This window comes from Candidatus Babeliales bacterium (assembly GCA_035455925.1).
GTDB lineage: Bacteria > Babelota > Babeliae > Babelales > Vermiphilaceae > SOIL31.
Genome location: DATIEE010000032.1, coordinates 1 through 17,737, shown reverse-complemented (window position 1 = coordinate 17,737; position 17,737 = coordinate 1). Strand labels below are relative to the sequence as shown.

General features: G+C 33.0%; 17 protein-coding genes. 9 read left to right on the top strand and 8 right to left on the bottom strand.

Features of this window, described 5'->3' with window-relative positions; translation table 11 throughout:
* The coding region (locus tag VLB80_05365) for a hypothetical protein (protein HSC25612.1) at positions 1–527 on the bottom strand (527 nt) is incomplete at its 3' end.
* Between the two features lie 275 nt (positions 528–802).
* Between VLB80_05365 and VLB80_05360 the strand changes: the two genes are divergently transcribed.
* Positions 803–3,841 carry a hypothetical protein gene (locus tag VLB80_05360; GenBank protein ID HSC25611.1) on the top strand — a complete coding sequence of 1,013 codons (3,039 nt, stop codon included), beginning with the start codon at positions 803–805 and terminating at the stop codon, positions 3,839–3,841.
* A 77-nt stretch (positions 3,842–3,918) separates the two neighbouring features.
* Here the strand turns inward: VLB80_05360 and rho are convergent, their stop codons facing one another.
* The 3 genes from rho to rpmA form a co-directional block, all read right to left on the bottom strand.
* Positions 3,919–5,286, bottom strand: coding sequence for a transcription termination factor Rho (rho, locus tag VLB80_05355; GenBank protein HSC25610.1), 1,368 nt, complete (start codon positions 5,284–5,286; stop codon positions 3,919–3,921).
* Between the two features lie 436 nt (positions 5,287–5,722).
* Positions 5,723–6,607: a protein translocase subunit SecF gene (secF, locus tag VLB80_05350; protein HSC25609.1), complete on the bottom strand. Its 885-nt coding sequence runs from the start codon at positions 6,605–6,607 to the stop codon at positions 5,723–5,725.
* A gap of 140 nt (positions 6,608–6,747) precedes the next feature.
* Positions 6,748–7,005: a 50S ribosomal protein L27 gene (gene rpmA / locus VLB80_05345; protein HSC25608.1), complete on the bottom strand. Its 258-nt coding sequence runs from the start codon at positions 7,003–7,005 to the stop codon at positions 6,748–6,750.
* A 212-nt stretch (positions 7,006–7,217) separates the two neighbouring features.
* Between rpmA and VLB80_05340 the strand changes: the two genes are divergently transcribed.
* From VLB80_05340 to pth, 4 genes are all read left to right on the top strand, one after another.
* Positions 7,218–7,814 carry a hypothetical protein gene (locus tag VLB80_05340; protein ID HSC25607.1) on the top strand — a complete coding sequence of 199 codons (597 nt, stop codon included), beginning with the start codon at positions 7,218–7,220 and terminating at the stop codon, positions 7,812–7,814.
* A gap of 71 nt (positions 7,815–7,885) precedes the next feature.
* Positions 7,886–8,395: a hypothetical protein gene (locus VLB80_05335; GenBank protein ID HSC25606.1), complete on the top strand. Its 510-nt coding sequence runs from the start codon at positions 7,886–7,888 to the stop codon at positions 8,393–8,395.
* Between the two features lie 44 nt (positions 8,396–8,439).
* On the top strand, positions 8,440–8,943 hold the full coding sequence (locus VLB80_05330) for a YbhB/YbcL family Raf kinase inhibitor-like protein (GenBank protein HSC25605.1): 504 nt from the start codon (positions 8,440–8,442) through the stop codon (positions 8,941–8,943).
* 28 nt (positions 8,944–8,971) lie between these two features.
* Entirely contained in the window at positions 8,972–9,505 is a 534-nt protein-coding gene (pth, locus tag VLB80_05325; protein HSC25604.1) for an aminoacyl-tRNA hydrolase, read from the top strand.
* Position 9,506: 1 nt separating this feature from the next.
* On the opposite strand, the gene VLB80_05320 is transcribed toward pth, so the two are convergent.
* Entirely contained in the window at positions 9,507–9,743 is a 237-nt protein-coding gene (locus VLB80_05320) for a hypothetical protein (protein ID HSC25603.1), read from the bottom strand.
* 25 nt (positions 9,744–9,768) lie between these two features.
* Positions 9,769–12,363 carry an alanine--tRNA ligase gene (alaS, locus tag VLB80_05315; GenBank protein HSC25602.1) on the bottom strand — a complete coding sequence of 865 codons (2,595 nt, stop codon included), beginning with the start codon at positions 12,361–12,363 and terminating at the stop codon, positions 9,769–9,771.
* 183 nt (positions 12,364–12,546) lie between these two features.
* Here alaS and VLB80_05310 point away from each other — a divergent pair, with 183 nt between their 5' ends.
* On the top strand, positions 12,547–13,500 hold the full coding sequence (locus tag VLB80_05310) for a hypothetical protein (GenBank protein ID HSC25601.1): 954 nt from the start codon (positions 12,547–12,549) through the stop codon (positions 13,498–13,500).
* 77 nt (positions 13,501–13,577) lie between these two features.
* On the opposite strand, the gene VLB80_05305 is transcribed toward VLB80_05310, so the two are convergent.
* Entirely contained in the window at positions 13,578–14,012 is a 435-nt protein-coding gene (locus VLB80_05305; protein HSC25600.1) for a hypothetical protein, read from the bottom strand.
* A gap of 102 nt (positions 14,013–14,114) precedes the next feature.
* The gene (locus VLB80_05300; protein HSC25599.1) at positions 14,115–14,768 is read right to left on the bottom strand and encodes a ribulose-phosphate 3-epimerase; all 654 of its coding nucleotides are present in this window, start codon (positions 14,766–14,768) and stop codon (positions 14,115–14,117) included.
* Between the two features lie 320 nt (positions 14,769–15,088).
* Between VLB80_05300 and VLB80_05295 the strand changes: the two genes are divergently transcribed.
* From VLB80_05295 to VLB80_05285, 3 genes are all read left to right on the top strand, one after another.
* Positions 15,089–15,373, top strand: coding sequence for a co-chaperone GroES (locus VLB80_05295; protein HSC25598.1), 285 nt, complete (start codon positions 15,089–15,091; stop codon positions 15,371–15,373).
* A gap of 26 nt (positions 15,374–15,399) precedes the next feature.
* Positions 15,400–17,043, top strand: coding sequence for a chaperonin GroEL (gene groL / locus VLB80_05290; GenBank protein ID HSC25597.1), 1,644 nt, complete (start codon positions 15,400–15,402; stop codon positions 17,041–17,043).
* A gap of 308 nt (positions 17,044–17,351) precedes the next feature.
* Positions 17,352–17,737: hypothetical protein (locus tag VLB80_05285; GenBank protein HSC25596.1), on the top strand; the 386-nt coding region annotated here is incomplete at its 3' end.

The following is a 17,737-nucleotide window of genomic DNA, read 5'->3' as shown; positions in this document are numbered from 1 at the left end:
CGTGTGCCATAAAATCCTGTCAATCCAATTATAGCTGCCAAAGCAATTGGTCCACCAATTTGAACAGCATTTTGTACATTATACATTGAGGCAAGAGCACTACGGCTCAATGCTTTTATCTCAGGAAAAACTTCTTGCTGTAATCCTTTAGTAAAGCTTCGAGTTCCTGCGCCCATAACCTCTGCCAATTCACGCCCACCTTCTTGCATTTCTCTTCGTAGTCGAGGATCTTCCATTGTTTTTCTGAACGCACTAGCACCTTGCTGAGTAATGTTTTGCATTCCTTCTGTTGCCAATTGACCGAATTCACTGCCTTTGGCTGCTTGCGAAAATCCTTCCATCGCTCCTAAAATACCTTTTCTTACAACCTCTCCGGCTGCTTCTCCTACTTCTTGCCCAAGTCCACTCAAGTCTGGTTTAATTTTTACTGATTGATCTTGCGGAAAACGAATATTAACATCTATGCTAAAAGAATTTGAACCTGACAATGCGACAATTAAGATCGGTAATAATCTGTTTATTAACATAAATATAAATCCCCATTTGTAGTATCATAAAAAAAACTATTAATTATTTTAAAGAATAACATATTACTATTACAATTGTACATATATATATTTGTTTTACTACAAAGTCTTATTTAAAACATAATATTATCAATTTGAAAACATGTTGTCATATAAATAACAATTTAAATATTACTATTTATACATAAACACAATACCATTTACATTACAAAACAGAAAATATTAACGTAATAATATAAGAAAGAAAATGGGGATTAAATCGAGAAAGGCAGTGCATGAAAAAAGTATTTTTACTACCCATTGCCTTATCATTATTTGTCACAATACGTATAATAAGTATAAATGAAACAACTGTACAATCATCACGTATAAACACAATGATGCACAATATGGCAGCGCGCTTTGCAGCATTTAAACAGTATATTTCACCAAAAAAAGAAACTATCATTAAACAACATATACCTGCTGAACCTTCAATAAATTTTCAGATATCTTATGATCCAGCGACCAAAATACTAATGCTTACCAAACCTATTCAACAAAACTTTAGTGATGTAATTGCATATCGATTCAGTCCACATAAAAAATATTTTATCATCTATAAGTACACATCTTCTGGTATATCAACACGAGCGACAGGAGAATTCATTGGAAAAAAAACAAGCGGAAGAACTATTATGCTACTCATTGATCCTATGACAGGTAAAACTATTGCATCTTTTGACCCTGGCAATATATTAACAGACTCATTTGACCCTCATGAGAATTTTTTACTTATTGCAGGAGCAAGAAAACCTTGGGGAACACTTTTAGGATTAAGTAAACCAAGTACAGCACACACATCTCCCATCATAAACTATAGAGAAGCTTCTGATACGGGAAACATTCTGCAGTATGAAATTTTTGATTTAACTTCACAATCAAAAAATACTGTAATTAAAACATTAGAAAACATACAAGCTATTCAATTTAACGATTCGAGTGAACTTATAGTAAAATATGATGATAATGAAATAGAAAAAATAGCATTTCAACCTAAAGTATCTTTATTACGCACCTTAATGAATAATATAATTCCTGGATATTTTACTACATTAGAAACTAAAACATCCGCTATTCCATTAAACAAGGAAAAAGAATATCAATTAATCGGAGCGACTTATAATGAAAAACATAAAATATTTGATTTAACTACATTATCTAATAAAAAAAATTCATTTAAATCTATAAATTGGTATCGTATTAGTCCCCAAAAAAAAATTATACTCATAAATTCACCAATCACCGGTATGATTGAGGGAATGAAAAGATTTACAGAAACAAGTGATAATACAAATACAATCTTGATTGATACAGAAACTGGCGATCAATTAGACTCTTTGCACAATCTTATTACGTATGAATTTAATGCTGACGAAACAAGATTAATAACTTTCTATACAGCAACAGGTATTATCAGTAATGATCCTTCTCCAAAATATCGACTGATTGATACACGATCAAATTTATCTTCAACGGAAAGAATTATTAAAGAATATGATGATGCAACCTTTGCTTATTTTGAAAAACAGGAAAATTCACCAAAAGAGAAACTTATAGTATACAATCGCAATCAACAAAAAATAGAATATGATCCGGTAACAGGCATCAAATTTGAAGAAATAAAAAAACGAGAAGAAGAAAAAAACACGCAATTAGCAGAAGAAAAATTAGAACGAGAACAAAAAGAAGCAAAAGAAAAAATAGAAAAAGAAAAAGAAGAAAAATTTAATTTATTAACACCCGAAAAACAAAAACAATTACGAAAAGAAGAATTGCCACAATCAGAAATTAAAAAAAGAAAAGAATATTTGTCACCAACAACAGCTGTGATAACAAGAGGAATACCAAGCGTACTTCAAATTGGAAGTGAACTTGCCGGACAAGCTCAAGAATACGGATCTGAAATTAGATCAACTATTACAACAAAACTATCTAATCTTGCTCAGGGATGGCTTACTTATTTTATGCCACCAAAAACAGAACAAACCGTAGATGAATCTTTTGAAAAAGTAAAAAATGATATTGAAAAAATAAAAAAGCATGAGGAACAAAAAACAGCTGCTACAGTAGAAGATATTGAAGAAGTTATTTCTCCTGCTATTCAAACAGAAACAGAACGAACGTTACAGCAACCGGTTGTATCACTCGTACAAAATACTACAATACTAGATCAACTAATTTCTAAACTTGATCCTTCACAATGGCCAGATTGGAATAAAAAACAATTAGAGGTTCTTGAGCCAATAAAACCACAATTAGAAAAGGCCATTAATGATATTATACAAACAACATGGAAAAATCATGGAACAACAATAGTCAATTTTGCCACTCAAATCTCACTTGCTGCTATGATAAACTCTTTAGTAGCATTGTCCTCTCAAAAAAATCTTGCTACATTGAACACTAATGAATTACTTCTAGCAGGATTACAATGCATCTCTGCACAATTAATAACAACAACAGGTAAACTATTACTTAATCCTCCTCAAGCAAAAACAGCCTTAAGTTTAACAAGCCCACATAATTTAAACAATGCTCTTATCCTTCCAACAATACAATCTGAAAATTATCAATTAAAACTACCAATATCTTTTGTTGGATCTATTAAACAGTGGATTGTAGAAAAAGCAACCACAACCGCTGGAACAATCCTTAAACAAAATGATGAAATAGCTCAAAAAATAAAAAATATAGATGTACAACAACTTACTACAATTACAGGCATGTCTACAAATAATGCATTAATTGCAACTGTAACACCCTACATACAACAAGCTATAACAAATGAAAAACTATCATTAGCATTAAAAGAAATAGGCTGGATTTTATTTCAATCCGCAGCGCTTGGTGGCTTATATTGGTCACTAGGACTTGGCCATATTAATACATCAGCATCAGAGGCATTGAGCTATTCTGTACTTGTCAGTGCTACACAAGGCAGTTTAGCAGCACTAGCAACATTGACTAACGCTACAACGCCTGGTGCTGTGCTTACCATTACTCCACCGTTACCTCATGAACAACTAGCAATCGCTGGTGCGGCTAATTCGGAAACAATTCCTCCATCACAACAAGAAGTTACTCAAGCAATGTATCAAGAAGCTACTAAAGTAATTATAGACGAAAATGAAAAATCAGGTGGCTTATTCCAAACATTAAAACAAGGAAGCGCTGCGCTGGGATCTGTAATAAGTTCACGTATATCAAATTGGTGGGGTGGTATGTCTGAAGCACTTGCGACATTACAAGAAATTGAACCTATTCCTTTGTAAATCTTATACAAAATGATAACAAGACTATAAAAAAAGATCCTACTTTATAGAGGATCCTTTTCTATAATAATTAGCTGTTAAATTTCAGTCGTACGTTTATTAATAGACTCAAAAAATTCAGCATTAGTTTTTGTTTTTTTCATTTTATCAATAAGAAATTCCATACCTTCAATAGTGCTCATGCTTGAAAGTAATTTTTGTAAAATCCACACTTTATTAAGCTCTTCCTCTGAAAGTAATAAATCATCACGACGTGTTCCTGAAATTAAAAGATCAAAAGCAGGGAAAATACGACGATGAGAAAGTTTACGCGTCATATTCATTTCCATATTACCTGTTCCTTTAAACTCTTCAAAAATCACTTCGTCCATTCGTGAGCCAGTTTCAACCAACGCTGTTGCCAAAATGGTTAATGAACCAGCTTCTTCTGTAGCACGTGCTGCACCAAAGAATCTTTTTGGACGCTGTAATGCATGTGCATCAATTCCGCCAGTTAACACTTTTCCTGATGCCGGAGCAACAGTGTTATATGCACGAGCAAGACGCGTAATTGAATCAAGCAAAATAACAACATCACGATTACATTCAACTAATCGTTTCGCTTTTTCTAAAACTATTTCTGCTACCTGAACATGTCGTTCTGCCGCTTCATCAAATGTTGAACTAATAACTTCTGCCATAGTTCCTTTAACGGTACGACGCATATCTGCTACTTCTTCAGGACGCTCATCAACACACAGCACAATAAGATGCGCTTCGGGATGGTTAGCAATAATTGCCCGAGCAATTTCTTTTAACAATAATGTTTTACCAACTTTGGGAGGAGCAACAATAAGCCCTCGTTGTCCTTTACCAACTGGCGTAAATAGATCAAGAATACGCGTAGAAAGTGCCATTGGATCAAATTCTAAATTAAATTTTTCAACAGGATGCTGTGGACTTAAACTATCAAAATGTGATCGATCAACCATAAGCATTGGTTCAGCATAATTAACCAAAGATACTTTTAATAAAGCAAAATATTTTTCGCCTTCTTTTGGTTTTCTAATTGCACCTTTAATGGTATCACCAGTACGTAAACCAAATCGTCTAATTTGCGATGGAGAAACATAAATATCATCGGGACCTGAGACATAATCATACAAAGCTGAACGCAAAAAACCAAACCCATCAGGCAATCTTTCAAGAACGCCCTCAACCGCCATTTCAATATTTGGATTTTCTTCAGCATAGCGAACTTTTCGTAATAGTTCTTCTTTTTTTGTAATTGCGGCACCCATAATACCATAACGTCGCGCATATTGAACAAGCTCAGCCAGCGATAAATCCTCTAACGGTCGTTTTATATATGCTGATCTTTCATTATTATAGTGCTGAGGATGTTGCTGCTGTACTGGACGATTAGCATCATCTCGAGATTGCAGTATATCCTTACATTCAGACATATTTTCACTTTGTTCAGTATGCTGCTCTGCTGATACTGCAAGCGGCTCTACGGTGTCTATCGTTTGCGCTTTTACTGATTGCTGTGATGATACTGCCTTATTAGAAACCCTTGAAGTTCGTTGACGTGTTATTGGAGGCAAAGAAGGCTGAGGTGGCGTCACAACTTGCGTTGTTTCTTGGATGTCTGCGGTTGGATTTACAGGATTAACCGTTTTTATATCGCGAGTCTTCATTCAGACCTCCTGCAAAAGATACTCTGATGGCTTTTCGTCATGCATTATTCCTTGAATGTATGTACAGTTGAAATTTAAAAAACAATATCAAAACATAGGCAATTATATTAATCATTGCAATCAAGCAACAGCAATGTATATATGAATTCAATATTATGCACATCAAAATAATTATATCAAGTTTATAACTTTATCAATTCTTTTATTGTTTTGATTGCAATAATATCATAATAGGGCTAGCAATATAAACGGATGAATAAGTGCCAAAAATTATTCCGATTAATAGCGCAAGTGAAAAATCATGTAATGCTTCTCCGCCAAACATCAATATAACCAGCACAGGCAAACCAGTTGAAATACTTGTTAACATTGTTCGACGGAATGTATAATTAAGACTATCATTAACAATTACATCTAATTGCTCACCTTTTCTTTTTTGCATATATTCCCGTATTTGAGAAAATATAACGATAGTGTCATTAATTGAATATCCTAAAACCGTTAATATTGCCGCAATAAAATTAATTGATATTTCTCGATCAAAAAATAAAAATAGAGCCAACATTATAAGAGCATCATGAATAAGCGCTACAATGGCACCAGCTGCAAATGCGAATGACCAAAAACGCATTGCTATATAGGCAAGCATGAACAACAATGCTATTAAAACTGCATAAAATGATTTTCCACGCAAATCAGATCCAATTCCGGCACCAACACTCTCAGTCTGAAGTACTTCTACGGTAATATCTGGCATTGCTTGCTGGACGATCTCTCTCATTTGCATACCAAGACCAACGATATCGCCTTCAAATTCTTGAACACGCACTAAAACTTCATTATTGCCAAACTCGCGTACACTAGCATTTGCCCAACCATTATTCATAATTATTTGCTTTATATAAGCACTATCTACAGCTTTATCAAACTTAAATAAAACTTGCGTTCCGCCGGTAAAATCAACACTATAACTATATACTGAGCCGCGCGTTTGCTGTCTATAAATAGCAACCATGCCGAATGCAACCATTAAACAAATAGAAGTTAGTGCCGTTGCAGTACGATATTTTAAAAAATTAATCATCATTATCCGTTCTTTTGATAGCAGACTATTTTTCAAACCTTTTTTATCTTTTTTTCATAATAGTTTGTCTTTAACATGATTAAAATTCTTTTACAAGAATTTTATAATCGATGCACTTCATCACTTATTTATAATAAGTGTCATTATTTTAGACTAATAACAGAAACATATTTGCGACCTTTAGGGCCGTAATGAAACTTAATTATACCAGGCGCTGTAACAAATAATGTATCATCACCACCACGCAAAACTTGCTTGCCAGGATGAATATGTGTTCCACGTTGGCGAACTATAATTTCACCACCAAAAACCCTATGTCCATCAAATAATTTACAACCTAACCGTTTACTATGACTCTCACGATTATTTTGGGTACTTCCACCGGATTTACTCGTTGCCATTGGATATATCCTTCAAAAAAGAAACTATTGATTTTTATTAAATACCTACGGAAATGATAATCTATATATCATAAATAATGTCTTATATTTAACTAAAAGTCAACATCGTGAATAACACAAGCAAACCTCACTGGTTTGACAACAACTGTTCGATATGGGATACTAAAATAAGAATAAATAAAAAATTAAAATATACATTATTTAAGGCTATTATGTTTAAACAAATGACATTCTTAACACTATTAACTTTTGCGTTACTCTCTACAGCAGCTGAACATAATGATGTAAAAATAGCTATACAAAGCAGAATAACTCATATTTCTAATGAGAAAAAAGCTATAATGTTAGACCTCAATACAACGATTACCGTCGGCAAAAAAGCATTAAAATACATGCAAGATTTATTAAAAGATGAATATGATCTCACTAGATCTTACATAGTCAATATAATTAATAAAATCTTTGAATCAGAAGAATTTGACTATTCTATTAATAAAATTACTGATTTTCAAACTATGTGCATTGTAGACGATCTTATGCATTTTGATGATATTGCCTATAGCTCTGCAGATTACACTATCAATCAGAAAATTGATAGCGAACTAGCACATAGCACACCCCCCTTGAATGAAATCGCCCTCAAATTATTCAATATATGGTATGTTATAAGCGCAAATCTCTGTGGTACTAAATTATTATTAAAAAAATTAGAGCTTAGAGAAAAAGAACTTCTTAGAGAACTCGCTAATGAAGAACAGCGCATTAATGAATGTAACAACTTTAACCGCCTTGTAATTATTGACAAATAAGATTGATTTTTGTTATCATTCAAATAGGATTTCTTAAAATATCAAGCTTAGAAAAGCAAAGGAACATTAAAATGAAAACTAAAATATTTCTTTTTTCTATCTCATTATTGACATCAATGATAGCTTTAGGTGTGTCTATTGATAGTCTAACTACTCAATTAAATCATGTAAATACACAAATAAAAGCTATTAAGCAATCATGGAGCAAAGAAAACACTCGCATAAAACTAGCAGAAAAAGCGTCTTCTTCGTTATATACATCTATAAAACCGATCTTTGAAAAAATTATTGCGAGTAATGAATTTATTACAAAAATGAATACTGCTGTTGATCAACAATTTGATTATATCGTAAACAACTCTATCACTTTCAAAAACCTTAATTCTATTGATAACAATTTATCTGATTTCTATCCCAACATCACTATGCATAGCTTTGGCCTTAAACTGTATACCGCAATGGCTAATAAAGCATATTATCTGGCGTTAGGTCAAAAGTTAGCAGAAAAAGCAAAAGAAATTGCCGCAACCATTTTAATTACACAAAAAAAATTGCCAATAAAACCAGCTGAAGCAGCATAATTTGTTATTTCAAAAAAAAAGTATACACTGGAAGGAATCAAATAATGTTCAAAAAATTATTTTTGATTACAGTCTTTTACTGTATATCTCTCAAGGGATCAATGGAATTAATAAGTCCTGCATTTCTTAATCATGAATCAATTCCTATACAATATACTTGTGATGGTGCAAATATATCTCCAGCTCTTATATGGTCAAATGCACCTCAAAATACCAAAAGTTTTACTCTAATCGTTGATGATCCCGATGCTCCGGCAAAGGTGTGGGTTCATTGGATACTTTTCAATATTCCCGCTACCACTAATCAAATACATGAAAACACCTCTCACGATTCTTTTTTGCAAGGAGCAACGGACTTTAATGGCAAACAACAATGGGGAGGCCCTTGCCCACCAAGCGGTATTCATCGCTATCAATTTACGCTATACGCACTTGATACGCAACTTAACTTACCTGCAGGAACAAATAAGGATAAAATTATAAAAGCAATGCACGGTCATATTCTTGAACAAACAACACTTATTGGCACATATCAACGAAAAAAATAATAACGCATTTAACGTATCAATGTAAAACATGAATAATACAATAAAAATTATTATAGGACTCGGTAATCCTGGTAAGCAGTACTATCACAATCGTCACAATATTGGCTTTCTCATACTTGATAAACTTGCATCTGAATACAATCTAGTATGGCAAAAGAAATCAGACTATGAAAGCGCTGAGCTTAAACTTAAGAATGAAAAAATTACACTTATTAAACCACATACCTTTATGAATAATTCTGGTAAAATTATTCCATCATTACTTAAACAAGGAATAAAGCCAGAAAATATACTTGTAGTACATGATGAATTAGAAAAACCATTTGGAAAAGTTGAGCTTAAATTTGGCGGTAGTCATCATGGACATAATGGGCTTCGATCAATTATAGAATTCTGCGGCAAAGACTTTATGCGTTTACGATTCGGTATCGGTCGACCACAGCATAAAAATGATGTTCCACAATATGTTTTAAGTAATTTCAACGAAAATATAATTGATATAGAACAAATAATTGATCAAGCCATTGTTATTATTAAAGAACTTTTACAAAGACAGCCTTAAGTTAATGGTGGGCATTATTACATTTTTTTGGTTGATATAATAGCGAATTTTCTTGTTTATTTCTGTTTCCAACATTTTTATCCTTGAGCGACAACAATGATTGCTTATACTTTAATTCTTTTAATTTTTCGTCTATAGATAATTTATATGACGTATCATTCATCTGATTAAAATTCATCGTATTCAATAACCCATAGAAACTAACTAATAACAATATACCGCATATCAAAAATTTCATTCTTGCATCCTATCGGTTTGTATATTTATTTATTTTGCAACCATTGCTTAATAGCATCTTTCAACTGCTTATCACGGAGTATACCGCCACCTTGAATACTATTTTTAGATCCACCGCAACGTAGTCCTTGCGTATTACTTAACCATGCCAAAAATTGTTTCATATCAACAGTATTAATAAATTCCGCCGATACCACTGCGTAAAATGTTACGTGATTATCATATGAATTTACAATAAAATAACAACCTGCTAATTTTTGTTCAAGCATTGTAGCAATTAGACGCATATCTTCGCCAGAAGCATCAGGCACTATAAGATATAAAAATGGCATTTTATTGATATACTCAACTGATTGCAGCCACGTAGGAATATTCATAGCAATAAGTTGCTGGCGTAGCTCCTTAATTGTATGATTCGCTAATTTTAATTGATCTTTTTGCTTAGTAATAACATCGAAAACTTCTTCATATTTAACTTTATAATCTTGCGATAATGTTTTAACAAGAGAAAATGTTTCTTGAAATAAATTAATCGCGCCGGGACCAGTTACTGCAACAATACGTCGATGCCCTGCGGAAAGTGCGCTACTTTCAGTAATCTTAAACGTACCAATATCGCCAGTAGCCTGCACATGTGTACCGCCACAAAGTTCAACTGAAAATTCATCTACTTGCACAACGCGAACATGCTCAGGTTTATATTTTTCACCAAAAAATGCTAGTGCACCCTTTTTTTGAGCTTCTTTTAACGTACAGTAGTCAATAACAACGGGAATATTCTTCCGAATTTTTTCATTCACAAGATTTTCAACTTTTATAATATCTTCATGAGATAATTGACGATGATAAGTAAAATCAAAACGTAAATAATCAGGATGTACCAATGACCCTGATTGTTGTATTTGTTTACCAAAAAGTTCAATGAGTGCTGCTTGTAATAAATGTGTACTTGTATGATTCTTCATAGCATTAGAACGCCATATTGGATCAACGCATGATACAATATTATCGCCCACAGAAATCGTTGTTTGAGCTACAATTTGTGCTGCAATTGCATTCCCAATAAACCGTACCTGAGTGATAGCCATTTTTACACCATTAATAGTAAGCCAACCTTGATCGGGAACTTGTCCTCCTCCAACAATAAAAAATGGTGACCTCATAGCAATAACATATGCTATTTGACCTATAGAAACCTTATCAACAAGTTGATCATCAAGAACAAGAGCACTAATTTCAGACAATGTCTCTAATTCATTATAGCCAGTAAATTCTGATGTTACCCCTACCTCAAGTTGAGATAACAAATCAGCTATTTTTTTTCCTGATTGATTTTGTTGTTTATTCATTTCACGGTCAAATCCATCCATGTCAACCATATAACCTTTTTCGCGGGCTACAGCTATAACTATTTCAATAGGAAATCCATAAGTATCATACAATTTAAATGCTTGTTGGCCGGTAATAATTTTAGAATTTTTAGCTTCTTCACAGTAGCGCTCAAGAATCACTTGACCACGGATAAGATTTATTGAAAATTTATCAATTTCGCTTTTTAATGTTGCATATACAAGGTCTTTGTTTAACTCTAATTCTGGGTAAATTGAACCTAAATTTTCAACAACACCATAACATAATTCAGGAAAAATATTTTTATCAGTTAGCTTCTGAGTAAACAAGGCCGCACGACGAATAATCTTGCGCAACACATACCCACGGCCTTCATTTGTCGGCGCACAACCATCAGCAATAATAAAGGTAGATGAACGAATATGATCAGCAATTACGTGAAATGCAGCCATGTTTTCATCATTTTGTTGCTCATACAATAACCCTGAAAGATCTTCAATATTTTTAATAATTGAAGAAAAAATATCAGTACCGTACACAGAATTTTTGCCTTGCACAACACTACATATTCTTTCAAGTCCCATACCAGTATCAACACCAGTTTGTTTGAGCAGCTTTAATGCTCCATCACGTTGACGATCAAACTGCATAAAAACAAGATTCCATACTTCTAAAAAACGATCACAATCACATCCAGGACCACAATCAGCAATGTTATCATGGCCATATGAAGCACCGCGATCAACATAAATTTCCGTACAAGGGCCGCAAGGACCAATATCACCCATTTGCCAGAAATTATGCTCAGCACCTAAACGATGAATGCGTGTCTCATCAATCTTAATATCATTCAACCAAATCGCATAACTTTCATCATCTGTTTCAAAAATTGATACATGCAAGACTTCAGGATCCAGATTTATTTCTTTAGTTAAAAAATCCCATGCATACCGAATTGCCTGTTGTTTAAAATAATCACCAAAAGAGAAATTACCCATCATTTCAAAAAAAGTTAAATGTCGCTTGGTAAAGCCAACGTTATCTAAATCATTATGCTTACCACCAGCTCGTACGCATTTTTGAATACTGACTGCACGATTATAATTACGTGTTTCGAACCCTAAAAAGACATCCTTAAACTGATTCATGCCCGCATTAGCAAAAAGAAGTGTTGGATCTTGCGCAGGAATTAATGATGAACTCGCTACAGACTCATGTCCATTTCTTACAAAAAATTGTATAAATTTATTTCTAACATCTCGTGAATTCATTGTTCTTATATCCTTTATATGATTTAGTACATTTCTTAATTATTTCATATAAAAGAATTTTTTTCCATTTCTTAAGAAATTAAGTGTATAATTAAAACAGTGTGACACTAGACTTATGTATATTTTAAATGATATCCTATCTGTAATATTTAATTTTATATTTTATAAGAGAAAGGACATTTCATGAAAAAAAATATATTACTTATAATAACCATTATATCCTGTCATCTGTCTTATAGCATGGATTCAGACTATAACCAACCCTATCCAAAAAGACCTATATATCAATTGCCTAAATTAATCAAAATGCATGGACCTAACAAGATGTTTGATACTCTTTATTGTCTTTTTTTAGAACCACAGAAATACGAGCTCAGCGCTGATAAGTCTATTATTTTCAAAGAATTAAAATTTTCGAAAAAAGAAACGCTTTATACTATAGAAGATGCTTTACGATATAGCAAACAATTCTTACCAGAACATGTGACTGGATTAATCTTATTAAAGATTATGCTTGAAAGAAACTTAAACAAAGATATAAACCCCTTCTTTGAAGCAAAAGATCAAACAATCGTTCATCTAGCCGTAATAAATAATAGCATTGTTACTTTAGAAGCAATTAGCAAATGTTTTGAAGATAAAAAGGAATACTTACAAGTTTTATTCAACCTAAAAGATAACAACAACAATACTCCTTTATATATTGCCTGTAAAAATCTTGATTTTGATATGGTCTCTTCCTTAATCTCCGAATCATTAATTTACGAACCATTAACTATAACTGGACAAACTAGTATTAAATCATCCATAAAAGTCGATACACTCAATGAAAATGATAAAACACCTCTTATAGCAGTAATAGAAAATGGTATACATCATCCTGATAAAATAAAAAACTTAGAAAAAATAGTCCTTATGCTTTTTTATGCTAATCAAAGCATCTCACAAGATCAATCTTCAAAAATTATAGAAAGTATAAATAATGTACTTGAAACTCTTAATAAGAAAAAAGATATATTTGAAACTCTTAATAAGAAAAAAGAAGAAATACAAAACCAAAAATTAATTGATGAATACACAAAAGTTAAAGAAATTATAGAAATGACACATCCATCCTTAAAGGGAAACTTCTTGTAAATATTTATTAACAAAAAGAGCAAAAAGCAAGCATATCATATATAATACGTTTACTTTTTGCTCTTTTTCTCTACTATTTATTCGAGAATACGCGCCTCTTCATATTCAACCTTTATATCACCAATCATGCCTTTTTTAGTAAAAACTGCATCACCAAGGTTTTCTTTTTTAGCAGAGCCTATAATTTGAGATAACATAACTTGATGCACAGCTCCTGAAGGACGAGGAAATGCATAAGTCAATTCATAAGAACCATCTTTTTTAGCAGTAAAGATTCTAATGAATCCTTTTCCACCCATTACTTGCTCTCCTGCTTGTATCACTCGAGAAACATCCTTATTGCCCTCTTTATACACAACACTAATACTATCTGATGAATCATTAACAATAATTAAATCAGATCCTTGCATACTTAAATCAACAAAAATTCCCGTGTTAAAACGATGTTTAAAAATCATAACTCCCACAATCATTACAGCAACAACAATTCCCACTAGTGCTAATCTTTTCATAGTTCTCCTTTTATAAGTAAAAAAAATAAACATTTTCATCGCACTATCAACAACACTAGCATAATTACAATCTGACCATCAACAAAAAAATATCTTAAAAAATTACTTCACCGCTAATTTATTCAACTGCTTTAACGCTACAATATGATTTTCATGATGAAAAATTGACGTAGCAATTGCACAATCATCAGCGCCATTCTGTACTAAATTCACAATATTATCCATATTTATTCCTCCATCAATACCAATCTTAAAATCAATCGTATGATTTTTTCGATATTCAGCTAACTGAATAAGTCGATCCATTGATTCATCTAAAAAAGACTGCCCAGAAAAGCCTGGTTCAACCGACATCAATAAGACTTGATTAATTATATTTAAAAATGGAAAAACATAAATAATGGGCGTTTTTGGCTTTATTGCCAATCCAACCCTATGTTTTTTTTCTTTTATTATTTTTATAAAATAAAAAATATCAATATTTGATTCTATATGAAATGACACAAGAGACCCCTCGGGTAAAAAAAGTGTTTCATAAAAAGATATTGGATCATCAACCATTAAATGAAGCCATATAATCTTACGACTTATCTTGGCAATTGCATTTATCGTTCCTGCCCCCCACGTTATATTGGGAACAAAATGATAATCCATAACATCAAGATGAAATCCTGCACAGTATGGCTCCAATTGGCGTATCTCATCTTCTAATCGTAACTGATTGGCAGCCATCAATGATGGATAAATACGTACCATGTACATTACTCCTCTATAAAAAAACTATTACTATGCACTCTATCACATATCATTTATATATATCGATCACTCCATTTATGATAAAAAATATAACAAACCTTTATACAATAATATGAGTGCAACGCATTAAGATTTATATATAAGAAAATAAGTTTTTCATATGACCACAAAAAACAGCTTAAATAAAAGCTTTTTTAACAAAAACATATGCTATATTTATAAATAACCTGAGTCATATGCTATAAAAAAAATTGAATTTTATTGTTTTTTGTTTATAATAAAAAATGATGTAATTTTAAGCTAATTTTTAAGGAGAATCTATGTTTCAAAAATTTCGTCCCCTAGGCGATCGTGTTTTAGTAAAACTTGTCGAAGTCGAAGAAAAAACAACCTCTGGCATTATTATTCCTGATGCTGCAAAAGAAAAACCACAACAAGGCATTATTGTTGCCGTTGGCCAAGGTCGTACTCATGAAGGCAAAATAACTCCCCTTTCTGTTAACATTAATGACACAGTCTATTTTGGTAAATATGCAGGAACAGACGCGGGAAATAATCATCTCATTATTCGCGAAGATGATATTCTTGGAATTATTGAACAATAATTTTTTAACCATAAGGTAGTAATCATATGTCATCAAAAAGAATCGTTTTTGGTACTGACGCACGCGAGAAAATTCGTAAAGGTGTTGATACTCTCGCTGATGCAGTTAAAGTTACTCTCGGGCCATTAGGACGTAATGTTGTTCTTGAACGTTCATTTGGCGCACCAACCATCACCAAAGATGGTGTCACTGTAGCAAAAGAAATAATCCTTGAAGATAAACTTGAAAATATGGGCGCTCAAATGGTGCGTGAAGTTGCAAGTAAAACAGCAGACATTGCTGGTGATGGAACTACCACCGCAACAGTACTAGCACAAGCAATTTTCAGAGAAGGTAATAAATTTGTTACCGCTGGCGCAAACCCTATGGAATTAAAACGTGGCATTGATAAAGCAGTAAATGTAGTTGTAGAAACTATTAAACAAAATTCTGCCGCAGTTTCTGATAAAAAAGAAATTCAACAAATCGCCACTATATCTGCTAATTCTGATGAAGCAATTGGTGATCTTATCGCAGAAGCAATGGAACGCGTTGGCCGTGACGGCGTTATTACTGTTGAAGAAGCAAAAGGTATGAAAGATGAATTGGCTGTTGTAGAAGGTATGCAATTTGATCGCGGCTATCTTTCACCATATTTTGTAACTAATCAAGAGAAAATGGAAACTACCCTTGAAAATCCATTCTTGTTGATTGTTGAAAAAAAAATCACCAGCATGAAAAGCCTTTTGCCTATTTTAGAGCAAGTTGCAAAAACTGGCCGCTCGCTACTCATTATAGCAGAAGATGTTGAAGGCGAAGCTCTTGCGACACTTGTTGTTAATAGGTTACGTGGCGTATTAAATATCGCTGCCGTCAAAGCCCCTGGATTTGGTGATCGTCGCAAAGCAATGCTTGAAGATATTGCAATTCTTACTGATGGTAAACTTATTTCAGAAGATATTGGCTTAAAACTTGAAAACATTCAAATTCAAGATCTTGGCACCGCAAAACGTGTTGTACTTACTAAAGACAATTGTACAATAATTGAAGGACAAGGCAGCTCTGAAGTTATTAAAAGCCGCGTAATGCAATTACGTATGCAAATTGAAAATAGCACGTCTGACTATGATAAAGAAAAAATGCAAGAACGTCTGGCAAAACTTGCAGGCGGTATTGCTGTTATCAGAGTTGGCGCAGCAACCGAAACTGAGATGAAAGAGAAAAAAGATCGTATTGAAGATGCGCTTCATGCAACTCGAGCTGCAGTTGAAGAAGGAATTGTTGCTGGTGGCGGCGTTGCATTAATGCGTGCACAAAAAGCAGTAGATGCTCTACAGCTTGAAAACGATCAACGACTAGGAGCACAGATCGTTCGTCGTGCATTAGAAGAACCACTTCGTATTATTTCCTCAAACGCAGGATCTGAGGCTTCAGTTGTCGTTAACAGAGTAAAAACTGAAACTGGCAACATTGGCTTTGATGCTAAAAAAGGTGAATATGTTGATATGGTTAAAGCAGGTATTATTGATCCTGCAAAAGTAACTCGTTCAGCAATTCAATATGCAGCATCAATTGCTGGTTTATTACTTACTACAGAAGCTACAATTTGTGATATAGCTGAAGACAAAAAAGACACTCCTGCGATGCCTAATATGGGTGGAATGGGTGGCGGCATGGGCGGAATGTACTAAAAATTCCACATAAAAAAAACCTACTAAAAAAGAAGAGGCTCCAAAAAGGGCCTCTTCTTTTGCTCTATTAATATATAATTATGTCATACTAATACTCATTCTAATGCTATCGAATTTAAATGTTTTTTAATAACACCTAACCTTGTTCATTCGCCCTGAGTTTTTTTGCATGCAAAAAAATATCGACGGAAAATTAGTTTTTTAGAAAAATAATCTTACAATTATTGAACTATCACTGCATATTTTGTTATATTCAATCTGAAATATATCGTTTGCTGAAAAAACTGTTAGTAAAAAAAGGTAATACAATGAAGGACAAAATAATTCTTACATTGCACATACATGTGCTGCTTTTTATACTTGTAACACCTTTAACTTTACTATACAGCCAACAACAAATTTCTCCTGGAAAAAGACCTGCAGGATTACCCAAACCACAACGGATTGAAAAAATTATCGAACGAAAACAAGCTACACCAGTAATGATAACAACGCCTGCTCAACAAAAAAATGAACCATCTATAACAAACAATGAATCTGAAATTGTTACCAATTCTCAAGATGAGCAAAATAATGAAGAATCAATCAACAAAGAAGAACAAAAAAATGAAAAAAACAAGGAAAATGCATCACTAAAATCAACAACAAAGGCAATCTCTGAATCAACACCGGAATCTCAACCAACCCCTAGCTT